General features: G+C 72.1%; 23 protein-coding genes. 19 read left to right on the top strand and 4 right to left on the bottom strand.

The window, feature by feature from the left end; genetic code table 11:
• Nucleotides 1-27 precede the first annotated feature (27 nt).
• Genes argC through ABZX75_RS18775 form a run of 5 tightly spaced genes read left to right on the top strand, consistent with a single transcriptional unit; the run spans nt 28 to nt 4912 of the window.
• The gene (gene argC, locus ABZX75_RS18795) at nt 28-1056 is read left to right on the top strand and encodes an N-acetyl-gamma-glutamyl-phosphate reductase (RefSeq protein WP_355411770.1); all 1029 of its coding nucleotides are present in this window, start codon (nt 28-30) and stop codon (nt 1054-1056) included.
• Nucleotides 1053-2225: a bifunctional glutamate N-acetyltransferase/amino-acid acetyltransferase ArgJ gene (gene argJ, locus ABZX75_RS18790; RefSeq protein WP_355411768.1), complete on the top strand. Its 1173-nt coding sequence runs from the start codon at nt 1053-1055 to the stop codon at nt 2223-2225. Before argC ends, argJ begins: the two co-directional genes overlap by 4 nt.
• Entirely contained in the window at nt 2222-3166 is a 945-nt protein-coding gene (gene argB / locus ABZX75_RS18785; protein WP_355411766.1) for an acetylglutamate kinase, read from the top strand. Before argJ ends, argB begins: the two co-directional genes overlap by 4 nt.
• Nucleotides 3163-4368: an acetylornithine transaminase gene (locus ABZX75_RS18780; RefSeq protein WP_355411764.1), complete on the top strand. Its 1206-nt coding sequence runs from the start codon at nt 3163-3165 to the stop codon at nt 4366-4368. Before argB ends, ABZX75_RS18780 begins: the two co-directional genes overlap by 4 nt.
• A gap of 7 nt (nt 4369-4375) precedes the next feature.
• A complete protein-coding gene (locus tag ABZX75_RS18775; RefSeq protein WP_355411762.1) occupies nt 4376-4912 on the top strand; it encodes an arginine repressor in 537 nt (178 codons plus the stop codon).
• Nucleotides 4913-4956: 44 nt separating this feature from the next.
• Here the strand turns inward: ABZX75_RS18775 and ABZX75_RS18770 are convergent, their stop codons facing one another.
• On the bottom strand, nt 4957-5625 hold the full coding sequence (locus tag ABZX75_RS18770) for a L,D-transpeptidase family protein (protein ID WP_355411829.1): 669 nt from the start codon (nt 5623-5625) through the stop codon (nt 4957-4959).
• 191 nt (nt 5626-5816) lie between these two features.
• On the opposite strand from ABZX75_RS18770, the gene ABZX75_RS18765 reads away from it, so the two are divergent.
• The 5 genes from ABZX75_RS18765 to ABZX75_RS18745 all read left to right on the top strand — a co-directional run bounded on the left by ABZX75_RS18765 (nt 5817) and on the right by ABZX75_RS18745 (nt 12393).
• Nucleotides 5817-7010 carry an argininosuccinate synthase gene (locus ABZX75_RS18765; RefSeq protein ID WP_355411760.1) on the top strand — a complete coding sequence of 398 codons (1194 nt, stop codon included), beginning with the start codon at nt 5817-5819 and terminating at the stop codon, nt 7008-7010.
• A 93-nt stretch (nt 7011-7103) separates the two neighbouring features.
• Nucleotides 7104-8531 (top strand): argininosuccinate lyase, encoded by a 1428-nt coding sequence (argH, locus tag ABZX75_RS18760; RefSeq protein WP_355411758.1) that lies wholly within the window; start codon nt 7104-7106, stop codon nt 8529-8531.
• Between the two features lie 222 nt (nt 8532-8753).
• Nucleotides 8754-9302 carry a helix-turn-helix domain-containing protein gene (locus ABZX75_RS18755; RefSeq protein WP_355411756.1) on the top strand — a complete coding sequence of 183 codons (549 nt, stop codon included), beginning with the start codon at nt 8754-8756 and terminating at the stop codon, nt 9300-9302.
• A complete protein-coding gene (locus tag ABZX75_RS18750) occupies nt 9302-10846 on the top strand; it encodes an MFS transporter (RefSeq protein WP_355411754.1) in 1545 nt (514 codons plus the stop codon). The genes ABZX75_RS18755 and ABZX75_RS18750 overlap by 1 nt, the downstream gene beginning before the upstream one ends.
• Nucleotides 10847-10914: 68 nt before the next feature.
• Nucleotides 10915-12393 (top strand): membrane-associated oxidoreductase, encoded by a 1479-nt coding sequence (locus ABZX75_RS18745; protein ID WP_355411752.1) that lies wholly within the window; start codon nt 10915-10917, stop codon nt 12391-12393.
• A gap of 54 nt (nt 12394-12447) precedes the next feature.
• Here the strand turns inward: ABZX75_RS18745 and ABZX75_RS18740 are convergent, their stop codons facing one another.
• Complete coding sequence (locus ABZX75_RS18740; RefSeq protein WP_355411750.1) at nt 12448-13080, bottom strand: lysophospholipid acyltransferase family protein; 633 nt, start codon at nt 13078-13080, stop codon at nt 12448-12450.
• A gap of 366 nt (nt 13081-13446) precedes the next feature.
• Between ABZX75_RS18740 and ABZX75_RS18735 the strand changes: the two genes are divergently transcribed.
• From ABZX75_RS18735 to ABZX75_RS18725, 3 genes are all read left to right on the top strand, one after another.
• On the top strand, nt 13447-14619 hold the full coding sequence (locus tag ABZX75_RS18735; protein WP_355411748.1) for a glycerophosphodiester phosphodiesterase: 1173 nt from the start codon (nt 13447-13449) through the stop codon (nt 14617-14619).
• Between the two features lie 73 nt (nt 14620-14692).
• On the top strand, nt 14693-15247 hold the full coding sequence (locus ABZX75_RS18730; RefSeq protein ID WP_355411746.1) for a sigma-70 family RNA polymerase sigma factor: 555 nt from the start codon (nt 14693-14695) through the stop codon (nt 15245-15247).
• A 37-nt stretch (nt 15248-15284) separates the two neighbouring features.
• Nucleotides 15285-15797, top strand: coding sequence for a GNAT family N-acetyltransferase (locus tag ABZX75_RS18725; RefSeq protein ID WP_355411744.1), 513 nt, complete (start codon nt 15285-15287; stop codon nt 15795-15797).
• Nucleotides 15798-15818: 21 nt separating this feature from the next.
• Here the strand turns inward: ABZX75_RS18725 and ABZX75_RS18720 are convergent, their stop codons facing one another.
• Nucleotides 15819-16235, bottom strand: coding sequence for a hypothetical protein (locus ABZX75_RS18720; RefSeq protein WP_355411742.1), 417 nt, complete (start codon nt 16233-16235; stop codon nt 15819-15821).
• Nucleotides 16228-16596, bottom strand: a complete 369-nt coding sequence (locus tag ABZX75_RS18715) for a hypothetical protein (RefSeq protein WP_355411740.1) — start codon at nt 16594-16596, stop codon at nt 16228-16230. The genes ABZX75_RS18720 and ABZX75_RS18715 overlap by 8 nt, the downstream gene beginning before the upstream one ends.
• Before the next feature lie 580 nt (nt 16597-17176).
• Here ABZX75_RS18715 and ABZX75_RS18710 point away from each other — a divergent pair.
• From ABZX75_RS18710 to cobT, 6 genes are all read left to right on the top strand, one after another.
• Nucleotides 17177-18256, top strand: coding sequence for an ATP-binding cassette domain-containing protein (locus tag ABZX75_RS18710; protein WP_355411738.1), 1080 nt, complete (start codon nt 17177-17179; stop codon nt 18254-18256).
• Nucleotides 18253-18921 carry a methionine ABC transporter permease gene (locus ABZX75_RS18705; RefSeq protein WP_355411736.1) on the top strand — a complete coding sequence of 223 codons (669 nt, stop codon included), beginning with the start codon at nt 18253-18255 and terminating at the stop codon, nt 18919-18921. The genes ABZX75_RS18710 and ABZX75_RS18705 overlap by 4 nt, the downstream gene beginning before the upstream one ends.
• 111 nt (nt 18922-19032) lie before the next feature.
• The gene (locus tag ABZX75_RS18700) at nt 19033-19896 is read left to right on the top strand and encodes a MetQ/NlpA family ABC transporter substrate-binding protein (protein WP_355411734.1); all 864 of its coding nucleotides are present in this window, start codon (nt 19033-19035) and stop codon (nt 19894-19896) included.
• 208 nt (nt 19897-20104) lie between these two features.
• Nucleotides 20105-20788, top strand: coding sequence for a GNAT family N-acetyltransferase (locus tag ABZX75_RS18695; RefSeq protein WP_355411732.1), 684 nt, complete (start codon nt 20105-20107; stop codon nt 20786-20788).
• A gap of 97 nt (nt 20789-20885) precedes the next feature.
• Nucleotides 20886-22094, top strand: a complete 1209-nt coding sequence (gene cbiE / locus ABZX75_RS18690; protein ID WP_355411730.1) for a precorrin-6y C5,15-methyltransferase (decarboxylating) subunit CbiE — start codon at nt 20886-20888, stop codon at nt 22092-22094.
• Between the two features lie 260 nt (nt 22095-22354).
• A complete protein-coding gene (gene cobT, locus ABZX75_RS18685; RefSeq protein WP_355411728.1) occupies nt 22355-25591 on the top strand; it encodes a nicotinate-nucleotide--dimethylbenzimidazole phosphoribosyltransferase in 3237 nt (1078 codons plus the stop codon).
• The last annotated feature ends 331 nt before the right edge of the window (nt 25592-25922 follow it).

The raw sequence follows: 25922 nt of genomic DNA, 5'->3' as shown, positions 1-25922 counted from the left end.
GTCATGCCATCGATGAGGAGGGTTCCGATGGTGGTACGTGTAGCGGTGGCCGGAGCGAGCGGGTACGCGGGCGGGGAAGTCCTGCGCCTGCTGCTCTCGCACCCCGAGGTGGAGATCGGCGCGCTGACCGGCCACTCCAACGCCGGACAGCCCTTCGGCCCCCTGCAACCGCACCTCCTGCCGCTCGCGGGGCGGACCCTGGAGGCCACCACCCCCGAGGTCCTGGCCGGCCATGACGTCGTGTTCCTCGCGCTGCCGCACGGCCAGTCCGCCGCCGTCGCCGCTCAGCTCGGCGAGGACGTCCTCGTCGTCGACATGGGCGCCGACCACCGGCTCAAGGACTCCGCCGACTGGGACCGGTTCTACGGCGCCCCGCACGCCGGGACCTGGCCCTACGGCCTCCCCGAGCTGCCGGGCGGCCGCGCCGCGCTGGCGGGCTCCCGGCGCATCGCGGTTCCCGGCTGCTACCCCACCGCCGTCTCCCTCGCGCTCTTCCCCGCCTACGCGGCGCGGCTCGCCGAGCCCGAGGCCGTGATCGTCGCCGCCACCGGCACCTCCGGCGCGGGCAAGGCGCTCAAGCCGCATCTGCTCGGCTCCGAGGTCATGGGCTCCATGAGCCCGTACGGCGTCGGCGGCGGGCACCGGCACATCCCCGAGATGATCCAGAACCTCAGCCCGCTCGCGGGCCGGCGGGTCTCCGTCTCCTTCACACCGACCCTCGCGCCCATGGCCCGCGGCATCCTCGCCACCTGCTCGGCCAAGGCGCTCCCCGGCACCACCGCCGAGTCGGTCCGCGCCGCGTACGAGAAGGCGTACGCGGACGAGCCCTTCGTCCACCTGCTCCCCGAGGGCCAGTGGCCGGCGACGGCGTCCGTCTACGGTTCCAACGCCGTTCAGATCCAGGTCGCGTTCGACGAGGCCGCGCAGCGGATCATCGCCATCAGCGTCATCGACAACCTCACCAAGGGCACCGCCGGCGGCGCGGTGCAGAGCATGAACATCGCCCTCGGGCTCCCCGAGCAGCTCGGGCTTTCCACGATCGGAGTCGCACCGTGAGCGTCACGGCAGCACAGGGATTCACGGCGGCGGGCATCGCCGCCGGAATCAAGGCAAACGGCAACCCCGACCTGGCCCTCGTGGTCAACAACGGGCCGCGTCTGGCCGCCGCGGGCGTCTTCACCTCCAACCGCGTCAAGGCCGCGCCCGTGCACTGGTCCGAGCAGGTCCTGCGGGGCGGCACGGTCAGCGCGGTCGTCCTGAACTCCGGCGGCGCCAACGCCTGCACCGGCCCCAAGGGCTTCCAGGACACCCACGCCACCGCCGAGAGGGTGGCGGGCGTCCTGAACCAGCGCGGTCTCGGTGAGGAGTACAGCGCCGGGGAGATCGCGGTCGCGTCCACCGGCCTGATCGGCGTCCTGCTTCCCATGGGCAAGCTGCTGCCGGGCATCGAGACCGCCGTGGCCGCCCTGTCCGCGGACGGCGGCGAGGCCGCCGCCGTCGCGATCAAGACCACCGACACCGTGCACAAGACGGCCGCCGTCACCCGCGGCGGCTGGACCGTCGGCGGCATGGCCAAGGGCGCCGGCATGCTCGCCCCGGGGCTGGCCACCATGCTCGTCGTCCTCACCACCGACGCCGACCTGGACAGCGCCACCCTCGACCGGGCGCTGCGCTCGGCCACCCGCACCACCTTCGACCGGGTCGACTCCGACGGCTGCATGTCGACCAACGACACGGTGCTGCTGCTGGCCTCCGGGGCGTCCGGCGAGGTGCCGGCGTACGAGGAGTTCGCGGAGGCCGTACGGACCGTCTGCGACGACCTCGCCCGCCAGCTGATCGGCGATGCGGAGGGCGCCAGCAAGGACATCCGCATCGAGGTCATCGGCGCGGCGAGCGAGGACGACGCGGTCGAGGTCGGCCGGTCCATCGCCCGCAACAACCTGCTCAAGTGCGCCATCCACGGCGAGGACCCGAACTGGGGCCGGGTGCTGTCCGCCATCGGCACCACCAAGGCCGCCTTCGACCCGGACCGGCTCAATGTCGCCATCAACGGCGTCTGGGTGTGCAGGAACGGCTCGGTCGGCGAGGACCGCGACCTGGTCTCGATGAAGGACCGCGAGGTCCACATCACCGCCGACCTGGCCACCGGCGGCGAGTCCGCCGTCATCTGGGCCAACGACCTGACCGCCGAGTACGTCCACGAGAACAGCGCGTACTCCTCATGAGCGCCGACAAGGCCGGACAGCCCGGCACCACCGGCGGCACCGCCCGCAAGCACACCGCCCTGCCCAAGGCGCAGATCCTCATCGAGGCCCTGCCCTGGCTCACCCGCCACAACGGCAAGGTCGTCGTCATCAAGTTCGGCGGCAACGCCATGATCGACGAGGACCTCAAGGCCGCTTTCGCGCAGGACGTCGTCTTCCTGCGCCAGGCGGGTCTCAAGCCGGTCGTGGTGCACGGCGGCGGCCCCCAGATCAACGCGCAGCTCGACAAGCAGGGCCTGGTCAGCGAGTTCAAGGCGGGCCTTCGCGTCACGACTCCGCAGGCCATGGACGTCGTACGGATGGTCCTGGCGGGCCAGGTCCAGCGCGAACTCGTCGGGCTGCTCAACCAGCACGGGCCGCTCGCCGTCGGCATGACGGGCGAGGACGCCCACACCATCACCGCGACCAAGCACACCCCCGAGATCGACGGCGAGCTCGTCGACATCGGGCGGGTCGGCGAGATCACCGCCATCGACACGGGCGCGATCGAGGCGCTGCTGGCGGACGGCCGGATCCCGGTCATCTCCTCCATCGCGCGCAGCGCCGACGACCACTCCGTGTACAACGTGAACGCCGACACGGCGGCCGCGGCGCTCGCCGCCGCGCTCGGCGCCGAGACGCTGATGGTCCTCACCGACGTCGAGGGCCTGTACGCGGACTGGCCCAACAGCGACGAGGTCATCAGCCGGCTCACCGTCAGCGAGCTGGAGAAGCTGCTGCCCGACCTGTCCAGTGGCATGGTGCCCAAGATGGAGGGCTGCCTGCACGCGGTGCGCGGCGGCGTCAGCACTGCCCGCGTGATCGACGGGCGCGTCCAGCACTCGATCTTGCTGGAGATCTTCACCGACGAGGGAATCGGCACGATGGTCGTGCCCGACGGGCAGCAAGGGGGAGCGGCATGACGACGGGCAGCGGCAATCAGGAGTACGGCGCCCGCTGGCAGGCGGCGCTGACCAACAACTACGGGACCCCCGCGCTGGCCCTCGTACGCGGCGAAGGCGCCCGGGTATGGGACGCGGACGGCAAGCAGTACACCGACTTCGTCGGCGGCATCGCGGTCAACGCCCTCGGTCACGCCCACCCGGCGATCGTCGCGGCCGTGACCGGACAGATCTCGACCCTCGGCCACGTCTCGAACCTCTACGCCTCCGAGCCCGTCCTCGCGCTCGGCGAGCGGCTGCTCCAGCTCTTCGGCCGTCCCGGCAAGGTTTTCTTCTGCAACTCCGGCGCCGAGGCCGTCGAAGGAGCCTTCAAGATCGGCCGGCTGACCGGGCGGACCCACATGGTCGCCACCGAGGGCGGCTTCCACGGCCGGACCATGGGCGCCCTCGCCCTCACCGGCCAGCCGAAGAAGCAGGGCCCCTTCCGGCCGCTGCCGGGTGAGGTCACCCACGTCCCGTTCGGCGACATCGAGGCCCTGCGGGCCGCCGTCACCACGGAGACCGCGCTCCTCGTCGTCGAGCCGATCCAGGGCGAGAACGGCGTCGTCGTACCGCCCGCCGGGTACCTGAAGGCCGCCCGCGAGATCACCCGGGCCACCGGCACCCTGCTCGTCCTCGACGAGGTGCAGACCGGCATCGGTCGGTGCGGCCAGTGGTTCGAGCACCAGGCCCACCAGGGCGTGGAGCCCGATCTCGTCACGCTCGCGAAGGGTCTGGGCGGCGGCCTGCCGATCGGCGCCGTGGTCGCCTTCGGTGCCGCGGCCGACCTGCTCCAGCCGGGCCAGCACGGCACGACCTTCGGCGGGAACCCGATCGCCTGCGCCGCCGGCCTCGCCGTCATCGACACGATCGCCGCCGAAGGACTGCTCGACCAGGTCAAGGCGCGCGGCGAGCGGCTGCGCTCCGGAATCGAAGCTTCCGGGCATGCGCTCGTCTCCCATGTCCGTGGGGCGGGTCTTCTGCTGGGTATCGTGCTGACCGAGCCGCTCGCACCCCAGGTGCAGCAGGCGGCTCAGGAAGCCGGCTTCCTGGTCAACGCGCCCGCCCCCGACGTCGTACGGCTCATGCCTCCGTACGTCCTCTCCGAGGCCGAGGCGGACGCGTTCCTCCGGGCCCTGCCCGGCATCCTCGACGCAGCCAACGGGGACGGATCCGGAGAATGAGACGACGATGAGCCAGGCGCAGGACAACGAGCACGGCGGCCAGGCCGTCCCCCAGACCCGCACCGCCCGCCACCGCCGGATCGTGGACATCCTCAACCGGCAGCCGGTCCGCTCCCAGAGCCAGCTGGCCAAGCTGCTCGCCGACGACGGGCTGAGCGTCACCCAGGCGACGCTCAGCCGGGACCTCGACGAGCTGGGCGCGGTGAAGATCCGCAACACCGGCGGCGAGCTGATCTACGCGGTGCCCAGCGAGGGCGGCTTCCGCACCCCGCAGGCCCCGCTCGGCGAGTCCGCGAAGGAGGAGCGCATGCGGCGCCTCTCCGGGGAACTGCTGATCTCGGCGGAGGCCTCCGCGAACCTCGTGGTCCTGCGCACCCCGCCGGGTGCGGCGCAGTTCCTCGCCTCGGCGATCGACCAGGCCGAGCTCCAGGAGATCCTCGGCACGATCGCCGGCGACGACACGCTGATGCTGATCAGCCGCGACCCGGCGGGCGGCCAGGCCCTGGCCGACCACCTCCTGCGCCTGGCGCAGAAGGAGAGCTGACCACCGCTCAGCAGGGCGCCGTCCCAAAGGCGCTCGGACAGGACCTAGTAGCGCGTGACGGCCAGGGGCCCGGACGCCGTGCCGACCGCGATGTGCGGGCGGCGCCGGGGTTCGGCCCAGCGCAGGATCGCCCGCATCGCCCGCTCCGGTACGGACACGCAGCCGGCCGTCGCGCCCCTGCCGTTGACGTGCAGGAAGATCCCCGCGCCCCGGCCGCGCTCGGGCCGCGCGTAGTTGAAGCCGATGACCAGTGCGTGCGCGTACTGGGACTCGTACGTCACCAGGTGCTCGGCCTCGCCCGGCGCGCAGTCCGCGGGCAGCGGCTCCACCCAGCGGTTGTAGCTGCCGGAGGCGTTGTCCTGGCACCACCACGAGCCGTCGGTCACCCGGCGGTAGCGGTACCCCGTCCCGGCCGGCGCCCGCCGGATCCCGAAGGCGTACGGGAGGTCGTACAGGCCCGTCGGGGTCGTACTGGTGCCCTGCGTACGGGTCGCGCCCTCCGTCAGGCCGTTCGCCCCGAAGCGGGCGGGCGCGCTCCCCGCCTCGAACCAGCGCCCCGCCCGCCGGTCCCACCAGGTCACCCGCCCGGTCGTGGACCCGGGCGCCGGCGCGACGGCGGTGATCAACTGGCTGCCGCCGCCAGTGTCGGCGAGACGGGCGGGCAGCGGGGGACGGCTCGGGAGGCCCTGGGGCAGCAGGGTGGTGACGATCAGCGAGCCGGTGACGAGAGCGATGCGCAGCACATGTCAGACGGTACGGGGCAAAAGGGGCAAGGGCGGCGCAGGCGGGCCGTCGGGACAGGTTCCAAGACCCCGCCGGGCGAGCGTCGAGAGGCTTGATTGACGAAACATACGGAGTAGTGCATAGTTATGCCTATCGCTGAATGCACCGTAAGGAGAAACCCGTGACCGAGCGCGTCGTACTCGCCTACTCGGGCGGCTTGGACACCTCCGTCGCCATCGGCTGGATCGCCGAGGAGACGGGCGCCGAGGTCATCGCCGTCGCTGTGGACGTCGGCCAGGGCGGCGAGGACCTGGACGTCATCCGCAAGCGCGCCCTCGCCTGCGGTGCGGTCGAGGCCGAGGTCGCGGACGCCAAGGACGAGTTCGCCAACGAGTACTGCCTCCCGGCGATCAAGGCCAACGCCCTCTACATGGACCGCTACCCGCTGGTCTCGGCCCTTTCCCGGCCGGCCATCGTCAAGCACCTGGTCGCCGCGGCCCACAAGCACGGCGCCTCGATCGTGGCCCACGGTTGCACCGGCAAGGGCAACGACCAGGTCCGCTTCGAGGCGGGCATCGCCGCCCTCGGCCCCGACCTGAAGTGCATCGCCCCGGTCCGTGACTACGCGATGACCCGCGACAAGGCGATCGCCTTCTGCGAGGAGAAGAACCTCCCGATCGCGACCACCAAGAAGTCGCCGTACTCCATCGACCAGAACGTCTTCGGACGCGCCGTCGAGACGGGGTTCCTGGAGGACATCTGGAACGCGCCGATCGAGGACATCTACGAGTACACCTCGAACCCGGCCACCCCGGTTGAGGCCGACGAGGTCGTCATCTCCTTCAAGGAGGGCGTCCCGGTCGCCATCGACGGCCGGCCCGTCACGGTTCTCCAGGCCATCCAGCAGCTGAACGAGCGCGCCGGCGCCCAGGGCATCGGCCGGATCGACATGGTCGAGGACCGCCTCGTCGGCATCAAGTCCCGTGAGGTGTACGAGGCTCCGGGCGCGATCGCGCTGATCACCGCGCACCAGGAGCTGGAGAACGTCACCGTCGAGCGCGAGCTGGCCCGCTACAAGCGGCAGGTCGAGCAGCGCTGGGGCGAGATGGTCTACGACGGCCTGTGGTTCTCCCCGCTCAAGCGCGCCCTGGACGGCTTCATCAACGAGGCCAACCAGCACGTGACCGGTGACATCCGGATGACGCTGCACGGCGGCCGCGCCGTCGTCACCGGCCGGAAGTCGGACGAGTCGCTGTACGACTTCAACCTGGCGACCTACGACTCGGGCGACACCTTCGACCAGTCCAAGGCCCAGGGCTTCATCGAGATCTTCGGCCTGTCCTCGAAGATCGCCGCCCGTCGCGACCTGGTCTGATCCCCACCCGTCGTACAGACGGCCTCCCCGTTACCTCCGCGCCGGGGAGGCTGTTGCACATCCGAAGCCATGCAGTCCTGAGGAGCAGTAGCTGTGAGCAGCAACAAGAGTGACGTCCGGCTCTGGGGCGGCCGGTTCGCCGACGGTCCCGCCGAGGCCCTCGCGAAGCTGTCCGCGTCGGTCCACTTCGACTGGCGCCTGGCACCGTACGACATCGCCGGGTCCCGCGCCCACGCCCGCGCGCTCCACAAGGCGGGGCTGCTCACGGCCGACGAACTCGACCGCATGATCGCCGGCCTCGACCAGCTCGAAGCCGATGTGGCCGACGGCTCCTTCACCGGCAGCATCGCCGACGAGGACGTGCACACGGCGCTGGAGCGCGGGCTGCTGGAGCGGCTCGGCGCCGATCTCGGCGGCAAGCTGCGGGCCGGCCGGTCCCGCAACGACCAGGTGGCCACCCTCTTCCGGATGTACCTGCGCGACCACGCCCGGATCATCGGCGCTCTGATCGCCGATCTCCAGGACGCGCTCGTCGGCCTCGCCGAGACGCACGCGGACGTGGCCATGCCGGGCCGCACGCACCTCCAGCACGCGCAGCCGGTGCTCTTCGCCCACCACGTACTGGCCCACGTGCAGTCCCTGTCGCGGGACGCGGAGCGGCTGCGGCAGTGGGACACCCGGACCGCGGTCTCCCCGTACGGCTCGGGCGCGCTGGCCGGTTCCTCGCTGGGCCTGGACCCCGAGGCGGTCGCCGCCGACCTGGGCTTCGAACGGGGCTCGGTCGGCAACTCGATCGACGGGACGGCCTCGCGTGACTTCGTCGCCGAGTTCGCCTTCATCACCGCGATGATCGGGATCAACCTGTCCCGGATCGCGGAGGAGATCATCATCTGGAACACGAAGGAGTTCTCCTTCGTGACCCTGCACGACGCCTTCTCCACCGGCTCGTCGATCATGCCGCAGAAGAAGAACCCGGACATCGCGGAGCTGGCGCGCGGCAAGTCGGGCCGCCTCATCGGCAACCTCACGGGCCTGCTCGCGACTCTCAAGGCGCTGCCGCTGGCCTACAACCGGGACCTCCAGGAGGACAAGGAGCCGGTCTTCGACTCCTGCGACACCCTTGAGGTCCTGCTGCCGGCCTTCACCGGCATGATGGCGACCCTCACCGTCAACCGGGAGCGGATGGAGGAGCTGGCTCCGGCCGGCTTCTCGCTCGCCACCGACATCGCGGAGTGGCTGGTCAAGCAGGGCGTGCCGTTCCGGGTGGCGCACGAGGTCGCCGGCGAGTGCGTCAAGGTCTGCGAGGGCGAGGGCATCGAGCTCGACGAGCTGACGGACGCCCAGTTCGCGAAGATCTCGGAGCACCTGACCCCCGAGGTCCGCACCGTGCTCAACGTCAAGGGCGCCCTGGCCTCGCGGAGCGGCCGCGGCGGCACTGCCCCGTCGGCGGTCGCCGTCCAGCTCACCGAACTCAAGGCCGACCTGGTCATCCAGCACGCCTGGGCGGCCCACAAGCAGTAGCAGGCGGTGTCCCGAAGGGGCGGCCGGAGCACCCGTTCCGCGCCGCCCCTTCGGCGTCCCCCCCCCCGGCGCGTACGCCGCCCCACGCCGCCCAGTCCGCCGGCGCGCGCAGCTGCGCGCCGTGGCCGTGGTTCGGCCAGGGCGGGATTCCGTTCCGGTGGCCCGCAGGCAGCTCATTTATCTCTTGAGACGGCAGTGTTTCATTCGGGGTATGGTTGTCTCATGGCTATGGACCGTGACCAGGTGCTCCGCGACGCGGCCGCGCTGCTCTCCCGTAAGTCGACCGCCACGATGGACGAGGTCGCCCGCGCCGCCGGGATCGGGCGGGCGACCCTGCACCGGCACTTCGCCGGGCGTGACGCGCTCGTACGGGCCCTCGAAGAGCTGGGGATCCGGGAGTTCGAGGTGGCCTTCGACAACGCCCGCCTGGACGAGGGCACGGCGGTCGACGCGCTCAGGCGCCTCGTCGCCGAGGCCGAGCCCGACGGGCCGCTGCTCGCCTTCCTCGTCACCGAAAACCAGCTCTTCGAGGGCGACCAGGTCAACGAGGGATGGGCCCGGCTCGACGCCCGCGTCAGCGCCCTCTTCCGGCGCGGCCAGGAAGAGGGCGACATCCGGATCGACCTGAGCCCCGCCTGGCTCACCGAGGCCCTCTACGGCCTCATCGGCACCTGCGCCTGGGCCGTCATGGACGGCCGGGTCGCCGCCAAGGACTTTCAGTACATGATCACCGAGCTGTTGCTCGGTGGCGCAAGACGGAGTGTGAAGTGATGAGCGGTACCGAACAGCTGAGCCGGCAGAAGGGGACGGAGGGCAGGAGCCCCGGGCGCTGGCTCGCGCTCTCCGTGCTCGTCCTGGCCGTCCTGCTGGTCGCGGTGGACGCCACGGTACTCGGCCTGGCCACGCCCTCCCTCAGCGAGGACCTCAAGCCGTCCGGCACCCAGCTGCTGTGGATCGGCGACATCTACTCCTTCGTCATCGCCGGCCTGCTCGTCTCCATGGGCTCCCTCGGCGACCGCGTCGGCCGCAAGAAGCTGCTCCTGGTCGGCGCCACCGCCTTCGGCGCCGTCTCGGTCCTGAACGCCTACGCGACCAGCCCCGAGATGATGATCGTCGCCCGGGCCCTGCTCGGCGTGGCCGGCGCGACCCTGATGCCGTCCACCCTCGCGCTGATCCGGAACATCTTCCACGACCCGAGGGAGCGCAGCCTCGCCATCGGCATCTGGGGCGCCACCGCCTCCGCCGGCGCGGCCGTCGGCCCGGTCGTCGGCGGAGCCCTGCTCCAGCACTTCTACTGGGGCTCGGTCTTCCTCATCAACCTCCCCGTGATGGCCGTCCTGGTCGTCGTCGGCATCAAGCTGCTGCCGGAGTCCAAGAACCCGGTCGCCGGCCCCTGGGACCTGCTCAGCGTCGGCCTCTCCCTCGTGGGCGTCATCGGCGTCGTCTACGCCGTCAAGGAACTCGCCACCCACGGCCTGTCCTGGGAGGCGTGCGCCGCCGCGGTCCTGGGCGCGGGCGCGCTGTACACCTTCGTACGCCGCCAGTTCACGCTGCCCGCCCCGCTGCTCGACATGCGGCTCTTCAAGCACCGCGGCTTCTCCGGCGCGGTCCTCGCCGACCTGCTCACGGTCTTCGGCCTCTCCGGCCTGGTCTTCTTCCTCTCCCAGTTCCTCCAGCTCGTCCAGGGCCGCCAGCCGCTGGAGGCCGGCCTGGCCGAACTCCCCGCCGCCGTGGGCGCGGTGGTCACCGGTCTGGTCGCGGGCAAGTACGCCCGCAGGTACTCGGTACGGTCCCTCGTCGCCGGCGGCCTCGCCGCCATCGGCCTGGCCCTGGCCGCCCTCACCGTGATCCACAAGGAGAGCGGCTACCCGCTGCTCGGCGCCGCGCTGCTCGTCGTCGGCCTCGGCGCCGGTTTCTCCTTCACCGTCACCGCCGACGTCATCCTCTCCAGCGTGCCCAAGGAGCAGGCCGGTTCGGCATCCGCCGTCTCCGAGACGGCCTACGAACTGGGCGCCGCCCTCGGCATCGCCCTGCTCGGCTCCATCGTCACCGGCGTCTACCAGGGTTTCACCGCCCCGGCCACGGTGCCCGCACCCGTCGCCGAAGCCGCGCACGATTCCCTCGGTGGGGCCGTCGAGGCGGCCAAGGCGCTGGATCCGCACACCGCCGCGCAGATGGTGGGCGCCGCCCAGGAGGCCTTCGTGGACGGGCTGCGGCTGGCCTCGGGGGTCGGCGCGGCCGTGCTGCTGGCCACCGCCGTGGCCGCCTGGTTCCTGCTGAAGGGGCAGCGGCTCCAGGACGGGATCGAGCACTGATGCCCTGACAAAGGGCGGTGTCCACACGGAGTTGACAGTTCGATCAAGTGCGGGACACCATCCCGGCGATGGAGTTCACCGATCTGACCCCGGCGGAACGCCGTGTATGGGACGCCTTCCCGCACGGCCACGGTGTCGACTTCCGGGAGAGCCGTGACGAGGACCCGGCGGACGGAGCCTCCTGGGGGCCCGAGCGAACCATCCGCGCCGACGTGCTCCGCGCCCTGCTCGTCAACAGCCCCTCCGTGCCCGGCCAGGTCGCCGGTCTCAAGATCAAGGGCGCGAAGATCATCGGTCGGCTCGACCTCAAGTACGCCGCCATCGAAGCCCCGATGCGGATGCGGGCCTGCTGGTTCGAACACAAGCCGGGCTTGTACGGCGCCCGGTTGCGCGCCCTCGTCCTCACCGAGTCCTTCCTGCCGGGCCTGACCGCCGCCACCTTGCGCGTCGAGGTGGTGCTCCGGATGTCGTGCTGCCGTGTCACGGGCCCGATCCGTCTCGCCGGGGCCCAGATATCCGGCGGCCTCTTCCTTCAGGGCGCGGTCCTCGGGACCCCGGACCGCGCCGCCGACGCAACGCACGAGCCGCCGCTCCAGCTGAATCACGCCACCATCGGCACCGACGTCATCGCCTTCGGACTCACCGTCCACGGCCAGACGCGCCTCAACGGAGCGACCGTGGGCGGTCAGATCAACCTCGACGACGCCCGCCTCCTCGCCCCCGAGGGCACGGCCCTGCACGCCGAGACCGTCAGCGTCGGCACCGACCTGCGGGCCATGCGGATGGAGGCCCGGGGCCGGATCAACCTCACCGGCTCCCGCATCCCGGGCCAGCTCAACTTCGCCTACGCCCAGCTCGTCAACCCCGGCGGAGTCGCCCTGCGCGCCTCCAGCTCGGTGATCGGCGAGGTGTGGCTGCGCTCCTGCGAGCGGCTCCGAGGCGCGGTGAACCTGCGGCGCTCGCAGTTCGACCTGCTGCACATGCCGCCCGAGACCTGGCCGGACCGCATCCGCATCGACGGGCTGACCTACCGCACCCTCGCCCCGCACCTGCCCGCCGAGGAGCGGCTGCCCGTGCTGGAGCGGGAGGAGTCCGGCTACCTGCCGTACGCCTACGAGCAGCTCGCCGCGGCCTACCGTACGGCGGGCGACGAGGCGGCAGCCCGGACCGTACAGCTCGCCAAGCTGCGCCGGCACCGGCGCACCCTGCCCCGGCACACGCGCCTGTGGGGGCTGCTCCAGGACACCACCGTGGGGTACGGGTTCCGGCCGCTGCGCGCGGCGGGCTGGCTGGCCGCGCTGCTGCTGACCGGGACCATCGCCTTCCGCATCCATCCGCCGCGCCCCCTGAAGGCGGGGGAGGCGCCGGACTTCAACCCGCTGTTCTACACGCTCGACCTGATGCTGCCGATCATCGGCTTCGGCCAGGAGCAGGCCTACGCGCCCAGCGGCTGGCACCAGTGGCTGTCGTACCTGCTGATCGTGACCGGCTGGGTCCTGGCCACCACGACGGCGGCGGGCGTCAGCCGGTCACTCCAGCGTCAGTGACCAGAGGCGGTGATCAGAGGCGCTGATCACACGGAGGTGATCAGACCGCGGTGATCAGGCCGCTTCCTTGGCCTTGGTGGCGTACATGTCGACGTACTCCTGGCCCGACAGCCGCATGACCTCGGCCATCACCGAGTCGGTGACGGCGCGCAGCACGTAGCGGTCGCGGTCCATGCCCTCGTAGCGGGAGAACTCCATCGGCTCGCCGAAGCGGACGGTGACCCGGCCGGGGCGCGGCATTCCGGCGCCGCCGGGCTGGAGCTTGTCGGTGCCGATCACCGCGAACGGCACCACGGGGGCGCCGGTCATGAGGGTCAGGCGGGCGATGCCGGTGCGGCCGCGGTAGAGCCGGCCGTCGGGAGAGCGGGTGCCCTCGGGGTAGATGCCGAAGATCTTGCCCTCTTCGAGGATCCTGCGGCCGGTCATCAGGGCCGCGACCCCGCCGTTGGCGCCGTCCCGGTCGACGGGGATCATCCCGGAGCCGGTGAAGAACCAGGCCATGAGGCGGCCCTTGAACCCCTTGCCCGTCACGTACTCGTCCTTGCCGATGAAGTGGACCGTGCGGTCGCACACCAGCGGCAGGATCATGGAGTCGATGAAGGTGAGGTGATTGCCCGCCAAAATCACAGGTCCGGAACCCGGGATGTTCTCGATGCCCTCCACGCGGGTGCGGAACATCAGGCGCATGACGGGTCCGACAGTGGCTTTGATGAGCGCAGTACGGAACAACGGGGGCCCTCCGGCATCGAAAAGCGGTTCGCACCCACCACACGGCGGTAGTGCAGGTGAGGACGATACTCGCGGGTCAGGTCTGATCGCACATCGGGTTCACACATCGGATACACAGCGTTGACGCGCGTTCGCGCCATGTTCCGCCCGTCCCCTCCTCCCGGACACCGGCTCCTGCCTACGATCGCCAGGCCGATCGCGGGCCGCGAGACGCCGGGACACCGGAGATCCCGGGCGCTCGGACCCGTTCGGAATCCGGATCCGTTCAGGAAGACCGGACCCGTTCGGAAAGACCAGACCCCTTCAGAATGAGGAGTGGCATTGATGACGCAGGGTGGGGCAGCGCGGCGCACGGTACTGGGAGCAGCCGTCCTCGCGGCGGGCGGAGCCGTGGCGGGACTCTCGGCGGGACCCGCTGCCGCCTCGGCCCCCGGCCCGGGGCACGGCGACGGCGGCGGCTACCGGGACCTTCCCGTCCCCACGGTGGTGGGCCACCGCGGCGCCAGTGGTTACCGGCCGGAGCACACCCTCGGCTCCTACCAACTCGCCCTGGACCTGGGCGCCGACGTCATCGAGCAGGACCTGGTACCCACCAAGGACGGCCACCTGGTCTGCCGTCACGAGAACGAGATCGGCGGCACCACCGATGTCGCCGCCCACCCCCGATTCGCCGCCCGGCGCACCACCAAGTCGATCGACGGGGTCTCGGTCACGGGCTGGTTCACCGAGGACTTCACCCTCGCCGAGCTGAAGACCCTGCGCGCGAAGGAACGTATCCCCGCCGTTCGCCAGCGGAACACGCTCTACGACGGCCGGTGGGCGGTGCCGACCTTCGAGGAGGTGCTGCGCTGGGCCGATCGCGAGGGCAAGCGGCGCGGCAAGCGGGTCTGGCTGCACGTCGAGACCAAGCACCCCAGCTATTTCCGTGCCCTCGGCCTCGGCCTGGAGGAGCCCCTCGCCAAGCTGCTGCGCCGCCACGGGCGCGACGGGCGCGACGCGGCCCTCTTCCTCCAGTCCTTCGAGCCCTCCAGCATGCAGCGGCTCGCCCGGCTGGTCTCCGCGCCGAGGGTGGTCCTGCTCTCCGACGCGGGAACCCGCCCCTGGGACTTCGAGCTGGCCAAGGACCCGCGCACGGTCGCGGACCTGGTCAAGCCGGAGGGCCTGAAGTGGATCGCGGGCTTCGCCCAGGGCATCGGCCCGACCCTCGACCTGGTCATCCCGCGCGACGCGGCGGGCCGGCTCGGCGCCCCGACCACCCTGGTGAAGGACGCCCACGCGCGCGGGCTGGTGCTGCACCCCTACACCGCGCGCAACGAGAACAGCTTCCTGCCGGCCGAGTACCGCAAGGGCACGGATCCGGCCGCGTACGGCGATGCGTTCGGCGCCTTGCGGACCTACTTCGAACAGGGCATCGACGGCATCTTCACCGACAACCCGGACACCGCCCTGCTGGCGGCGGAGGCCTTCCGCCCCGGCCGGCGCCCCGTCAACCGCTGACCGTAGCTTCCCGTACGAGTGGGCCGTGCCCGGTGGGGAAACCGCGGGGCACGGCCTTCGCGTCCCGCCCGGCATGGACCTGTTGAAGGACCCCGAGCTCCTGAACCGACTGGGCCCGCTGCTCTCCGCCGAGGCCGCCGCCGAGGCGCCGGGCGCCGGAGTGGACGCGGCCGACCTGGAACAAGCCGTCTGGGTCAGGCTGCTGGAACGCGACCGGCGCGCCCCCGATTCGCCCGATTCCCCCCGCCCCGCCGACCCGGCGGAACCCGCCCGCTGGCTGCGCCGGGCGGTACGCGCCGAGGCCCGCCTCGCCCGGCGCCGCGCCCGCCGCGAGGTCGCCTACGACACCGGGGCGCCGACGGAGGCGGGCAGCGAGCCGGAGGACGTCCTGCTGCACGGCGAGCAGAACCGGGTCCTGCGCTCGGCGGTCGCCCGATTGCCCGGACGCTGTCCCGAGCTCATGAAGGCACTTCTTTCGCCAAGAGACCTCACCTACCGTGAAATCGCAGGAGAGTTGGGTATCTCACAAGGAAGTTTGGGGCCCGTCCGTTCCCGTTGCCTGGGATGTCTGCGCAGAATGCTGGCTGCAGAGGTTGCGGCTCCTGGCCCGTGGGGAAAGGAGCGGTAGACCAACGGGCTACCAGGTGAGCGGGAGGCATGCGCACATGGGCATGAGCGTGACCATTTCGGCGGCGGCCGCCGAGGACGCTGAGCAGATCTTCAAACTGCAGTACCTGGCCTTCCAGCGCGAGGCCGAGCTGTACGGCAACTACCTCATCCAGCCGCTCACCCAGTCCCTGGACTCCCTGAAGGCGGAGCTCGCGGCGGACACCGTGCTCGTGGCCCGGCTCGGCGACGAGATCGTCGGCACCGTGCGCGGCAGCGTGGACGAGGACGGCACCGGCAAGATCGCCAAGCTCTGTGTCCACCCGCGCATGCAGGGCCACGGCCTCGGCGCCCGGCTGCTGCGCGCCGTCGAGGAGGCCCTCGCCGGCGACGGCGGCACCACCCGGTTCCGGCTCCACACCGGGCACAAGAGCGAGTCGAACCTGCGGCTCTACCGCAAGGCGGGCTACACCCAGGTCGGCGGCCGCACCGCTTGCGACGGCGTGCGGCTGGTGATCCTGGAGAAGGAAGCCAAGGACCCCACCCCGACGGAGTTCGCGGTCAGCGCGTAGTCCGGGCCCCGGCCGCGCCGTTCAGCGCTTCGTACGCAGCCAGAGCATCCCGGTGACCGGCAGGATCACCGGGATGAACAGGTAGCCCATCCCGAACTGCGACCACACGGTCGCGTCGGGGAACGCCTCGGGGCGCACCACGGTCCAGGCGCCCACGACCAGTACGCCGGCCAGCTCGGCGGCGCAGCACACCAGCGCCGCCTTGCGGGCCGTCTCCCCGCCGCGCACCAGCGAGTACGTGATGAAGGCGTAGGCCAGCGCCGCGGCCGCCGACAGCGAGTACGCCAGCGGCGCCCGGTCGTACTCGGTGGAGATCTGGTAGGCCGACCGCGAGACGGCTCCGACCACCATCACCCCGTACAGCCATACCAGCAGCAGCCCGGGTCCGGACACGAGCCGCTTGCGCCCGGCGGGGGTGGCGGTGGTCGTGTCAGGCACCGGGGGTTCCCCAGATGTCGTAGAGCCGTACTTCGAGGACGGCGAGGACGACCGCGCTCGCGGAGACCGTCACCGAACCCCACTTGGTGCGCTCGGTCAGCGAGAGCAGCCCGGCGGCCGGGACCGCGGCGAAGGCGCCCAGCAGGTACGCGACGAAGATCACCGCGCCCTCGTCGGGCTTCTCACCCCCGGCCAGCTTGACCAGTCCGGTCACCAGCTGGGCCAGGACCAGCGCGGTCACCACGGCCATGCCGATGAAGTGCCAGTCCTTGGTCGACTGGTCCCGCCAGGCGGCGAATCCGCACCAGGCGGCGAGGGCGAGTGCGGCCACGCCGATGGCGACCGTCAGGGCGTCGAGCATGCAGCGAGGGTATTACGGGCCGAAAGACCCGATGCGCGCACCCCGCCCGCCCGCCCGGGGTCACGCGGACTCCGGCCCGTGGTCTTGACCACAACGCGGCCCCCGCCGAACCGGCCGACGAGGTGGCCGCAAGGGACGTGCCGACCGGATCCGCGCAGGTCAGCCACGCCCGCGCGGCGGCCGGGAAGGACGGCCGGGACCGACCGGCGCCGTCCGCTTCGTGACCAACACCCGTCCGCTATCCGGACAGCTTTGATCGGTGAGGGGATGGGTCTGCTTTACTTGGGGCCATGACCACGACGAGCAGCCGCACCCTTGCGACCGAGGCGACGATGACGCCCGGTGCTCGTTGTATGTGTCGAATGTGCGCCTTCTGAGGGCCCCTTCCTGAGCCTCGCGCCCCGAAGCGAGACCGGCCGAGCCCGTCCGCCACCAGCTGTTGAACAGCGCGGATCGCTCCCTGCCCCACGCACGCGTCAGCGCCATCGGTTTGTGATGGTTCGACCCGTATCGCGTCCCCAGATGTTTGCCCCGTGCCCGGCACCTGCTTCGCCGTGCACTCGACAGCGACGGAAATCCTGTGATCACCACAACAGGCCTCACGAAGGTCTACCAGTCCCGTGGCCGTGAGGTCACCGCCCTGGACGGCGTCGACCTGCACGTCCGCGAGGGCGAGGTCTACGGAGTCATCGGCCAGAGCGGCGCCGGCAAGTCCTCCCTGATCCGCTGCGTGAACCTGCTGGAGCGCCCCACCGCCGGCACCGTGAGCGTCGACGGCACCGACCTCACCGCGCTCGCCGGCCGCGGACGCCGCGCCGGCAAGGAACTCCGCGAGGCCCGCAGCCGCATCGGCATGGTCTTCCAGCACTTCAACCTGCTGTCCTCGCGCACCGTCCAGGGCAACATCGAACTGCCCCTGGAGATCCTCGGTGTCCGTGGCCGCGAGCGCTCCCGCAAGGCCCTGGAACTGCTCGACCTCGTCGGCCTCGCCGACAAGGCCAAGGCCTACCCCACCCAGCTCTCCGGCGGCCAGAAGCAGCGCGTCGGCATCGCCCGCGCCCTGGCCGGCGACCCCAAGGTCCTGCTGTCCGACGAGGCCACCAGCGCCCTGGACCCCGAGACCACCCGCTCCATCCTCCAGCTGCTGCGCGACCTCAACCAGCAGCTGGGCCTGACCGTGCTGCTCATCACGCACGAGATGGACGTGGTCAAGTCGGTCTGCGACTCGGCCGCCCTCATGAAGAACGGCCGGATCATCGAGTCCGGCACCGTCGCCGAACTGCTCGCCACCCCCGGCTCCGAGCTCGCCGGTGAACTCTTCCCCGTCACCGGCGCCGCCTCCGGCCCCGACCGGACGGTCGTCGACGTCACCTTCCACGGCGACGCCGCCGCCCAGCCGGTCATCTCGCAGCTCTCCCGGACGTACAACATCGACATCTCGATCCTCGGCGCCGCGATGGACACCGTCGCCGGCCGGCAGATCGGCCGGATGCGCATCGAACTGCCGGGCCGCTACGAGGACAACGTCGTGCCCGTGGGCTTCCTGCGCGAGCAGGGCCTCCAGGTCGACGTCGTCGACGCCGACGCCGACATCGACCCCCGCCTCGACGGGGACGCCGACGCGGAACTCGCCGCACTGGTCAAGGATGGTGCCAAGTGACCTGGTCCGAGATGCAGCCCCTGCTCGCCCAGGGCACGTACGACACCCTCTACATGGTGCTGTGGTCGACCCTGGTGACCGTCCTCGGCGGACTGCCCATCGGCATCCTGCTGGTCCTCACCGACAAGGGCGGCCTCCTGCAGAACCGGCCGCTCAACAAGATCCTCGGCGTGATCGTGAACATAGGCCGCTCGCTGCCGTTCATCATCCTGCTGATCTTCCTGATCCCGGTCACCACCGCGGTCGTCGGCACCTTCATCGGCCCCACCGCCATGATCGTCCCGCTTGCCATCGGCGCCGTCCCCTTCTTCGCCCGGCTCGTCGAAACCGCCGTCCGCGAGGTGGACCACGGCCTGATCGAGGCCGTCGAGTCCATGGGCGGAGGCATCCCCACCCTGGTCGGCAAGGTGCTCCTCCCGCAGGCGCTGCCGTCCCTCGTCGCCGGCGTGACCACCACCGTCATCACCCTGGTCGGCTACTCCGCCATGGCGGGCGCCGTCGGCGGCGAAGGCCTCGGCTCCAAGGCCATCACCTACGGCTTCCAGCGCTTCGAGACCGGCTTCATGGTCGCCACCGTCGTGGTCCTGATCGCCATCGTCACCGTCATCCAGCTGCTCGGCGACGGCGCGGTCCGCCTCCTCGCCCGGCGCGGCCGGACCGGCTGACCCGGCCACGGGCCGACACCACCTTCCCCCTCAGAGAGCCCGCACTTGTCGTGCTTGGGCCACCACCACCAGCAAGTCCTCGGTACTTGCGCAGCAAGAAAGGCACTCTTCGTGCGTCAGAACATCAAGCTCACCGCTCTCGCCGCCACCGCCTCCGCGCTCGCCCTCGGCCTCACCGCCTGCGGCAGCTCCTCGGACCCGTCCTCCGCCAAGGCCGGCGGCGGCACCACCGACGAGAGCAAGCCGCTCGTCATCGCGGCCTCTCCGAGCCCGCACGCCGACATCCTGAACTTCGTCAAGGACAAGCTCGCGGCCAAGGAAGGCCTCACGCTGGAGGTCAAGGAGTTCACGGACTACGTCCTGCCGAACACCGCCACCGAGCAGGGCCAGGTCAACGGCAACTACTTCCAGCACAAGCCGTACCTCGACGACTTCAACAAGAAGAACGGCACGCACATCGTGCCCGTCGTGAACGTGCACCTGGAGCCCCTCGGCCTCTACTCCAAGAAGGTCAAGGCCCTCTCCGACATCAAGGCCGGCCAGACCATCGCCGTCCCCAACGACACCACCAACGAGGGCCGCGCGCTCCAGCTGCTCGCCGCGAACAACCTCATCACCCTCAAGGAAGGCGTCGGCACCAGCGCCAAGCTGTCCGACATCACCGACAAGAAGGGCCTGGAGTTCAAGGAGCTGGAGGCCGCCACGGTCCCGCGCGCCCTGAACGACGTGGACGCCGCCGTCATCAACGGCAACTACGCCATCGAGGCCGACCTCACGCCCGCCAAGGACGCGCTGGTCCTGGAGAAGGCCGAGGGCAACCCGTACGCCAACTTCCTCGCGGTCAAGGACGGCAACCAGAACGACCCGCGGATCCAGAAGCTGGCCAAGCTGCTGAACTCCGACGACGTCAAGAAGTTCATCGAGGAGAAGTACCAGGGCTCGGTCACGCCGGCCTTCGGCACCCCCGCCTCCTGAGCCACCCGGCCTCCCCCCGGGGGGAGGCCTTTCGGCCCCGCGTGCCCCCTCGGCGCGCGGGGCCGAGCTCTGCCCGCTCCCGGGCAACCCGGCCCTGCACATCCCCCGGCCGATGCTGCATGCTGTGGCCTACGACCCGCACAAACGGTCCCGCACCGCCGTCGCAACGCATCACGGTCGCACCACGGTCTCAGGCATGGAGCTGCGCATGACTACCACCTTCCCGGACGTCACCATCAGCACGGACCGGCTGGTGCTGCGCCCCTTCGAGGAAGAGGACGTCACCGCGCTCACCGAGATGATGAACGACGAGAACGTCACCGCCTGGACCTCCGTGCCGCACCCCTACACCCGCGCCGACGCGCACGGATGGGCCACCCTGCACTCCCACGCCGAGCGCACCGAGGGCCGCGGCATCGTCTTCGCCGTCACCGAGTTCCTCACCCAGCGCCTGGTGGGCATCGTCCACCTCCAGAACACCAACTGGCGCACCCGCTCCACCGAGGTCGGCTACGTCACCGCCCCCTGGGCCCGCGGCGAGGGATACGCCAGCGAGTCCGTCCTCGCCGTCGCCGAATGGCTCTTCCGCGACCAGCGTTTCGAACGGCTCGAACTGCGCACCGCCGCCGACAACACCGCGTCCCAGCAGGTCGCCCAGAAGATCGGCTGCATCAGCGAGGGCGTGCTGCGCAACGCGTGGATAGTGCGCACACAGACGGCCGACGGCACCTGGACCGACACCCGTACCGACCTCATCGTCTGGAGCCTCGTCCCCGAGGACCTCGAAGAAGGCGACGGCTACGGCGGCTACGAGGACGACGACGGCCACAGCTACAGCTTCGGGCAGCGGAGCGACGCGAACGGGTACGCCGTCGGGGCCGACTGGAACTGACCCCTCCAACCGCCCCCCACCGCGATGACCAGGTAGTCTCACCGTGCGCGCCCCCTGACGAAGCTTCGCCCGCCCCCACCCCAGGAGACTGACGACGATGGCCGACCGGGTCACGGTGATCGGCTGGGACGGCTCGCCCCTGACCGCGGCCGCCCGGTCCGCGCTCTCCGCCGCCACGCTGGTGGCCGGCGCCGCCCACCATCTCGCGCTTCCCGAGGTCCCGCCCCCCGCCGAACGCATCCGCCTCGGCAGCCTCGGCCTCGCCGCCCGCCGCATCGCCGCCCACCGCGGCTCCGCCGTCGTCTTCGCCGACGGGGACCCCGGCTTCTTCGGCGTCGTACGCACCCTGCGCGCCCCGGAGCACGGCCTGGAGGTGGAGGTCGTCCCGGCCGTCTCCTCCGTCGCCGCCGCCTTCGCCCGCGCCGGCATGCCCTGGGACGACGCCCAGGTCGTCGTCGCCCACCCCCGCACCCTGCGCCGTGCCGTGAACGTCTGCCGCGCCCACGGCAAGGTCGCCGTCCTCACCTCACCCGGCGCCGGCCCCGCCGAACTCGCGCTGCTCCTCGGCCCGGTCCACCGCACCTTCGTCATCTGCGAGGAACTGGGCACCGACAAGGAGCAGGTGAGCGTCCTCACCTCGGACAAGGCCGCCGACCACAGCTGGCGCGACCCGAACGTCGTCATCGTCATCGGCGGCTCCGCCAGCGGACAGGCCCTGGCCGCCGAACCGGGCTGGCTGTTCGGCCAGGGCCCGGCCCAGTCGGCCGGACGCGGCTGGGCGAGGCCCGAGGCCGACGTGGGAGAAGGAGAGTCCGCGCAGCTGCGGGCCGCACAGCTGGCCCGGCTCGGCCCGCGCACCGGCGACCTCGTCTGGGACATCGGCGCCGGCTCCGGCGCCCTCGCCGTGGACGCCGCGGCCCTCGGCGCCGCCGTCATCGCGGTCGACGCCGACCCGCAGGCCTGCGACCGCGTAACTGCCGCCGCCCGCAACCGGGGCGTGCAACTCCAGGTCGTCGCGGGGCGCGCACCGCACGTACTGGAAGACCTCCCGGAACCCGACGTCGTCCGCGTCGGCGGCGGGGGAGCCGAGGTCGTCGCGGCCGTCGCCTCCCGCCGCCCCGAACGGATCGTCAGCCACGCCTCCACACGCGACGAGGCGGAGGCCATCGGCCGCGCGCTCACCGAACACGGGTACGCGGTCGAATGCGCGCTGCTCCAGTCCGTCGGCCTCGACCCCCGTACCTGGACCGAGCAGGAGCGTTCCGTCGTCTTCCTGTTGGCCGCCGAACGCCCTGTGCCCCGCTGACGGGGAGGCCGGGGTAGGCTGGCCGATCGTCGTACTGCCCAGGACGATTCGGGCACGCGGCACAGCCGGGACGCGCGACGTGGCGCAGTCCACAGCGGACCGTGGCGGTTATGGCCGCCACGATGGCGAACGGGCGCGACAATGCTTAGTGGTTGTCGCGCAGGCGTACGTGAGGCGTACGTGCCGCACGGCGACCCCGCTCGTTGGTCACGTGGGCGCCGGGCGATCGTAGAGGCAACACCGATGGGCGAGGGGTACGCATGACTGACACCGGCCAGGTCCCGGGCGAGGGTCTCCCGGACAGCGCGGGCATGGTGGATCAGCAGGGCATCCCCGCTCCGGTCCAGCCGCCGACAGCCGGTCCCGGGGGCTACGCCTTCCAGGACCTCGTGGACGACCCGGCCGAGCCCGAGGACGAAGAGCTGCTGCTGATGCCGAGCGGCCAGGGCGCGTGGAGCGACCCGCAGGTCGTCCCGCCGGTGCCCGCCTTCCCCGTCGACTCCTCCTACGGCAACCCGTCCGAGCCGCCGGTCTACGCCGAGCCCGCCTACCCGCAGCCGTCGTACGCCGAGGCGCCCGCGGCCTACGCCGAGCAGCCCGCGTACCCCGGCTTCCCGCAGCCGTCCTTCCCCGACACCACCTACAGCGCGGGCGCGCACGAGGCGGGCGGCCGCGACTCCGGCGCGCTCGACCTCGGGGGCCTGGTGGTTCCGCCGCAGATGGCGCCCGCCGCGCCCGTGGCCCCGGCCCGGCGCCCGCTGCACATGGGTCCGCCCGTGCCCGAGGCCACCGGCGGAGTCGTACGGTCGCTCGCGGACCGCGGCCCGGCCGCAGCGCCCGCGGCAGCCCCCGCTGCCCCGGCTGCTCCGGGGATGACCACCCCGGCCGCGCCGATTCCCGTCCGCCAGGCCGGTCCGCCGAACACGGGGCCGGAGTACCTGGACGTCCCGCGTGCCGAGGCCGTGGCCGCCCCCGCGCAGCAGCCGAGCGAGATCCCGCCGCAGGCCGGGGCGCCGTGGGCGCCGGAGCCGGCGCCCGTCGCGGAGACCGCCGCCCCGGAACCGTCGCCCGTCCCGGAGCCGGTGGCGGAGCAGCCCCCGGCGCAGGCCGCCGAGGTCCCCCCGACCCCGCAGCCCGAGCCGGTGGTCCCGGCGGAGCCGGTCGCCGTGGCCGCCGCGGAACCTGAGCCGCAGCCGGTCGAGGCCCCCGCGGTCGCCGAGGCCCCCGCGGTCGCCGAGGCCCCCGAGGCCCCCGAGGCCGCAGACGTCCCGGCCGAGCCGGTGGCGGAAGCCGCGCCCGTCGAGCCGGCGCTCCCCGAGGCACCGGATGCGCAGGCGCCGGCCGCCCCCGCGGAAACGGTGGTCCAGGCAGCGGAGTCCGAGCCTGCCGCCGTCGAGCAGCACGCCCCCGCCGCGCCCCTCGTACCGACCGCGCCCGGGACCCCGGCGGAGCCGGCCCCCGCGGAGGCCGCCGAAGCCGTGTCCGCGGAGCCCGTCCCGGCGCAGCCGGTGGTGGACGCGGCCGAGCCGCCCGACGCCGAAGCGGCCCCGGCCGTCCCGGTCGCCGTGGAGGCCGAGCCGTCCGCTGCCGCAGCGGCCCCGGCCGCCGAGGTCGCCCCCGAGGCCGAGCCCGCCGCCGCGCAAGCGGCCGACGCCGAGCCGGTCGCCGCGGCCGCCGCCGAAGCAGAGCCCGCCCCGGCGCAGCCGCCGGTCGCCGAGACCGAGCCCGCCCCCGCCGAGCCCGCCCCCGCCGAGTCCGCCGCAGGCGACCCGGCTCCCGCCTACGCCGACGCCGAGCGCGAGGCCGTCCTGCGCGTCATGCGCGAGCGCCGTGACATCCGCAAGGGCTTCCGTACCGACCCGATCCCGCACGAGGTGCTGCTCCGCGTCCTGGAGGCCGCCCACACCGCGCCCAGCGTCGGCCACTCCCAGCCCTGGGACTTCGTCGTCATCCGCTCGGCCGAGACCCGTCGCACGATGCACGAACTCGCCCAGCGCCAGCGCGAGGCCTACGCGAAGTCGCTGCCCAAGGGCCGGGCGAAGCAGTTCAAGGAACTCAAGATCGAGGCCATCCTCGACACCCCGGTGAACATCGTCGTCACCGCCGACCCGACCCGTGGCGGCCGCCACACCCTCGGCCGGCACACCCAGCCGCAGATGGCCCCGTACTCCTCGGCCCTCGCCGTCGAGAACCTCTGGCTCGCCGCCCGCGCCGAAGGCCTCGGCGTCGGCTGGGTCAGCTTCTTCGACGAGCGCGAGATGGTCCGCGAGCTCGGCCTGCCGGAGCACCTGGAGGTCGTCGCGTACCTGTGCGTCGGCTACGTCGACGAGTTCCCGGAGGAGCCCGAGCTGGCCCAGGCCGGCTGGTCCCAGCGGCGGCCGCTGGCATGGGTCGTGCACGAGGAGACGTACGGCCGTCGCGCGCTGCCCGGCGAGGAGCCGCACGACCTGCTCTCGGAGACGGTCGCCAGCATCCGCCCGCTCGACGCGAAGGCGCTCGGCGAGGCGTGGGAGCGGCAGAAGCGCATGACCAAGCCCGCCGGGGCCCTCGGCATGCTCGAAATCATCTCGGCGCAGCTGTCGGGCCTCTCCCGGGTCTGCCCGCCGCCGATCCCGGAGCCCGCCGCCGTCGCGATCTTCGCCGGTGACCACGGGGTGCACGCCCAGGGCGTCACGCCGTGGCCGCAGGAGGTCACCACCCAGATGGTGGCCAACTTCCTGGGCGGCGGTGCGGTCTGCAACGCCTTCGCCAACCAGGTGGGCGCCGAGGTCTGCGTGATCGACGTGGGCGTGGCCGGGGACCTCCCCGCCACCCCGGGCCTGCTCCCGCGCAAGGTCCGCCCCGGCACGGCGGACCTCTCCGTCGGCCCCGCGATGACGCGCGAAGAAGCGGTCGCCGCGATCGAGGTGGGCATCGAAACGGCCCGCGATCTGGTCGCGGCCGGCAACAAGGCCCTGCTCACCGGCGAGATGGGCATCGCGAACACCACGGTGTCCGCGGCGCTGATCTCCGTCTTCACCGGTGTGGACCCGGCGGAGGTCACGGGACGCGGCACGGGCATCAACGACGAGACCCACGCCCGCAAGGTCGATGTCGTACGCCGCGCCCTGGAACTGCACCAGCCGGACCCCGCGGATCCCATCGGCGTCCTCGCCGCGATCGGCGGCCTGGAGCACGCGGCGATCGTCGGCCTTCTCCTCGGCGGGGCCTCACTGCGCACCCCGGTGATCCTGGACGGGGTCAGCGCGGGAGCGGCCGCCCTGGTGGCCCGGGCCATCGCCCCCGAGTCCCTGTCGGCCTGCATCGCGGGCCACCGCAGCGCGGAACCGGGCCATGTGGCGGCGCTGAACAAGCTCGGCCTGCGCCCCCTGGTCGACCTGGACCTCCGCCTGGGCGAGGGCACGGGCGCCCTCCTGGCCCTCCCCCTGGTCCAGAGCGCGGCCCGCGCGATGCACGAGGTCGCCACGTTCGACTCCGCGGGCGTCACGGAGAAGTAGCCGCGGCGGGTCCGGGCGTGGTGGCCGTCGGCGGTGTCCGGGCGTGCGGGCGGTTGTTCCGGGCGCGGTGGCCCTCGGCGGTGGCCGGCCGTGCGGGCGGTTGTTCCGAGCGCGGTGGCCCTCGGCGGTGGCCGGCCGTGCGGGCGGTTGTTCCGAGCGCGGTGGCCCTCGCCCCTGTTCCGGGCGTGCGGGCGGTTGTGCCAGGCGCGGTGGCCCTCGGCCATGTCGGGCCGTGCGGGCTGGGCCGGTCCGGGCTTCGTGGTGGGGCGGTGCCCCTCCGGGACGTCTCCTCGGCTCGCGAACCCCGAGCCGAACCGGCCTGCCGACCGGC

The organism is Streptomyces sp. NPDC003038, from assembly GCF_040611115.1.
Classification (GTDB): Bacteria; Actinomycetota; Actinomycetes; order Streptomycetales; family Streptomycetaceae; genus Streptomyces.
The sequence above is the reverse complement of the archived record's forward strand: the minus strand, read 5'-3'. Positions and strand labels throughout refer to the sequence as shown.

What these genes read in the sequence shown, in the direction of transcription:
- argC (WP_355411770.1), top strand. Translation starts at nt 28, where the DNA reads ATGGTGGTACGTGTAGCGGTGGCCGGAGCGAGCGGGTACGCGGGCGGG.
- ABZX75_RS18775 (WP_355411762.1), top strand. Translation starts at nt 4,376, where the DNA reads ATGAGCCAGGCGCAGGACAACGAGCACGGCGGCCAGGCCGTCCCCCAG.
- ABZX75_RS18780 (WP_355411764.1), top strand. Translation starts at nt 3,163, where the DNA reads ATGACGACGGGCAGCGGCAATCAGGAGTACGGCGCCCGCTGGCAGGCG.
- cbiE (WP_355411730.1), top strand. Translation starts at nt 20,886, where the DNA reads ATGGCCGACCGGGTCACGGTGATCGGCTGGGACGGCTCGCCCCTGACC.
- ABZX75_RS18725 (WP_355411744.1), top strand. Translation starts at nt 15,285, where the DNA reads ATGGGCATGAGCGTGACCATTTCGGCGGCGGCCGCCGAGGACGCTGAG.
- ABZX75_RS18750 (WP_355411754.1), top strand. Translation starts at nt 9,302, where the DNA reads ATGAGCGGTACCGAACAGCTGAGCCGGCAGAAGGGGACGGAGGGCAGG.
- ABZX75_RS18740 (WP_355411750.1), bottom strand. Translation starts at nt 13,080, where the DNA reads ATGCGCCTGATGTTCCGCACCCGCGTGGAGGGCATCGAGAACATCCCG.
- ABZX75_RS18715 (WP_355411740.1), bottom strand. Translation starts at nt 16,596, where the DNA reads ATGCTCGACGCCCTGACGGTCGCCATCGGCGTGGCCGCACTCGCCCTC.
- ABZX75_RS18755 (WP_355411756.1), top strand. Translation starts at nt 8,754, where the DNA reads ATGGCTATGGACCGTGACCAGGTGCTCCGCGACGCGGCCGCGCTGCTC.
- argB (WP_355411766.1), top strand. Translation starts at nt 2,222, where the DNA reads ATGAGCGCCGACAAGGCCGGACAGCCCGGCACCACCGGCGGCACCGCC.
- ABZX75_RS18745 (WP_355411752.1), top strand. Translation starts at nt 10,915, where the DNA reads ATGGAGTTCACCGATCTGACCCCGGCGGAACGCCGTGTATGGGACGCC.
- ABZX75_RS18695 (WP_355411732.1), top strand. Translation starts at nt 20,105, where the DNA reads ATGACTACCACCTTCCCGGACGTCACCATCAGCACGGACCGGCTGGTG.
- cobT (WP_355411728.1), top strand. Translation starts at nt 22,355, where the DNA reads ATGACTGACACCGGCCAGGTCCCGGGCGAGGGTCTCCCGGACAGCGCG.
- ABZX75_RS18735 (WP_355411748.1), top strand. Translation starts at nt 13,447, where the DNA reads ATGACGCAGGGTGGGGCAGCGCGGCGCACGGTACTGGGAGCAGCCGTC.
- ABZX75_RS18730 (WP_355411746.1), top strand. Translation starts at nt 14,693, where the DNA reads ATGGACCTGTTGAAGGACCCCGAGCTCCTGAACCGACTGGGCCCGCTG.